At 53.0% G+C, this 2892-nt stretch carries 1 rRNA gene; it reads left to right on the forward strand.

Annotated elements, in window-relative coordinates:
* Positions 1-2806 (forward strand): 23S ribosomal RNA (locus OZD62_RS02455); the annotation flags it as partial.
* Positions 2807-2892: the final 86 nt, after the last annotated feature.

Consider the following 2892-nt stretch of genomic DNA (forward strand, 5'->3'; position numbering starts at 1 on the left):
AACCGGCGATACCCGAATGGGGAAACCCAGTGTGTTTCGACACACTATCATGTCATGAATACATAGTGGCATGAGGCGAACCGGGGGAACTGAAACATCTAAGTACCCCGAGGAAAAGAAATCAACCGAGATTCCCCCAGTAGCGGCGAGCGAACGGGGAGGAGCCCAGAACCTGAATCGGCTTGTGTGTTAGTGGAAGCGTCTGGAAAGTCGCGCAGCAAAGGGTGATAGCCCCGTACACTAAAATGCACAGGTCGTGAGTTCGATGAGTAGGGCGGGACACGTGACATCCTGTCTGAATATGGGGGGACCATCCTCCAAGGCTAAATACTCCTGACTGACCGATAGTGAACCAGTACCGTGAGGGAAAGGCGAAAAGAACCCCGGCGAGGGGAGTGAAATAGAACCTGAAACCGTGTACGTACAAGCAGTGGGAGCACCTTCGTGGTGTGACTGCGTACCTTTTGTATAATGGGTCAGCGACTTATATTTTGTAGCAAGGTTAACCGTATAGGGGAGCCGTAGGGAAACCGAGTCTTAACTGGGCGAATAGTTGCAAGGTATAGACCCGAAACCCGGTGATCTAGCCATGGGCAGGTTGAAGGTTGGGTAACACTAACTGGAGGACCGAACCGACTAATGTTGAAAAATTAGCGGATGACTTGTGGCTGGGGGTGAAAGGCCAATCAAACCGGGAGATAGCTGGTTCTCCCCGAAAGCTATTTAGGTAGCGCCTCGTGAACTCATCTTCGGGGGTAGAGCACTGTTTCGGCTAGGGGGCCATCCCGGCTTACCAAACCGATGCAAACTCCGAATACCGAAGAATGTTATCACGGGAGACACACGGCGGGTGCTAACGTCCGTCGTGAAGAGGGAAACAACCCAGACCGCCAGCTAAGGTCCCAAAGTCATGGTTAAGTGGGAAACGATGTGGGAAGGCATAGACAGCCAGGATGTTGGCTTAGAAGCAGCCATCATTTAAAGAAAGCGTAATAGCTCACTGGTCGAGTCGGCCTGCGCGGAAGATGTAACGGGGCTAAACCATGCACCGAAGCTGCGGCAGCGACGCTTAGGCGTTGTTGGGTAGGGGAGCGTTCTGTAAGCCGTTGAAGGTGGCCTGTGAGGGTTGCTGGAGGTATCAGAAGTGCGAATGCTGACATAAGTAACGATAAAGCGGGTGAAAAGCCCGCTCGCCGGAAGACCAAGGGTTCCTGTCCAACGTTAATCGGGGCAGGGTGAGTCGACCCCTAAGGCGAGGCTGAAAAGCGTAGTCGATGGGAAACAGGTTAATATTCCTGTACTTGGTGTTACTGCGAAGGGGGGACGGAGAAGGCTAGGCTAGCCGGGCGACGGTTGTCCCGGTTTAAGCGTGTAGGGGGTGTGACCTGGTAAATCCGGTTGCATACTAACCCTGAGGCGTGATGACGATGCACTACGGTGCAGAAGTAGTTGATGCCCTGCTTCCAGGAAAAGCCTCTAAGCTCCAGGTAACATTGAATCGTACCCCAAACCGACACAGGTGGTCAGGTAGAGAATACCAAGGCGCTTGAGAGAACTCGGGTGAAGGAACTAGGCAAAATGGTGCCGTAACTTCGGGAGAAGGCACGCTGGCATGTAGGTGAAGTCCTTCGCGGATGGAGCTGAAGCCAGTCGAAGATACCAGCTGGCTGCAACTGTTTAATAAAAACACAGCACTGTGCAAACACGAAAGTGGACGTATACGGTGTGACGCCTGCCCGGTGCTGGAAGGTTAATTGATGGGGTCAGCCGCAAGGCGAAGCTCTTGATCGAAGCCCCAGTAAACGGCGGCCGTAACTATAACGGTCCTAAGGTAGCGAAATTCCTTGTCGGGTAAGTTCCGACCTGCACGAATGGCGTAATGATGGCCAGGCTGTCTCCACCCGAGACTCAGTGAAATTGAACTCGCTGTGAAGATGCAGTGTACCCGCGGCAAGACGGAAAGACCCCGTGAACCTTTACTATAGCTTGACACTGAACATTGAGCCTTGATGTGTAGGATAGGTGGGAGGCTTTGAAGCGTGGACGCCAGTCTGCGTGGAGCCATCCTTGAAATACCACCCTTTAATGTTTGATGTTCTAACTCGGCCCCGTGATCCGGGGTGAGGACAGTGTCTGGTGGGTAGTTTGACTGGGGCGGTCTCCTCCCAAAGAGTAACGGAGGAGCACGAAGGTTAGCTAATCACGGTCGGACATCGTGAGGTTAGTGCAAAGGCATAAGCTAGCTTGACTGCGAGAGTGACGGCTCGAGCAGGTACGAAAGTAGGTCTTAGTGATCCGGTGGTTCTGAATGGAAGGGCCATCGCTCAACGGATAAAAGGTACTCCGGGGATAACAGGCTGATACCGCCCAAGAGTTCATATCGACGGCGGTGTTTGGCACCTCGATGTCGGCTCATCACATCCTGGGGCTGAAGTAGGTCCCAAGGGTATGGCTGTTCGCCATTTAAAGTGGTACGCGAGCTGGGTTTAGAACGTCGTGAGACAGTTCGGTCCCTATCTGCCGTGGGCGTTGGAAGATTGAGAGGGGTTGCTCCTAGTACGAGAGGACCGGAGTGAACGCACCACTGGTGTTCGGGTTGTCATGCCAATGGCATTGCCCGGTAGCTAAGTGCGGAAAAGATAAGCGCTGAAAGCATCTAAGCGCGAAACTTGCCTCAAGATGAGTCTTCCCTGGGCCTTCAAGGCCCCTGAAGGAACGTTTAAGACTAAGACGTTGATAGGCTGGGTGTGTAAGTGCAGCGATGCATTGAGCTAACCAGTACTAATGATCCGTGAGGCTTAACCTTACAACACCGAAGGTGTTTTTAGAGAGATTTTCAGCGAAGTTCCGAGATTGGTTCTGATGGCGACACGAGAGTGGCGCGGTTGGAAT

It is taken from the genome of Wolbachia endosymbiont of Drosophila seguyi (assembly GCF_028981765.1).
Classification (GTDB): Bacteria; Pseudomonadota; Alphaproteobacteria; order Rickettsiales; family Anaplasmataceae; genus Wolbachia; species Wolbachia pipientis.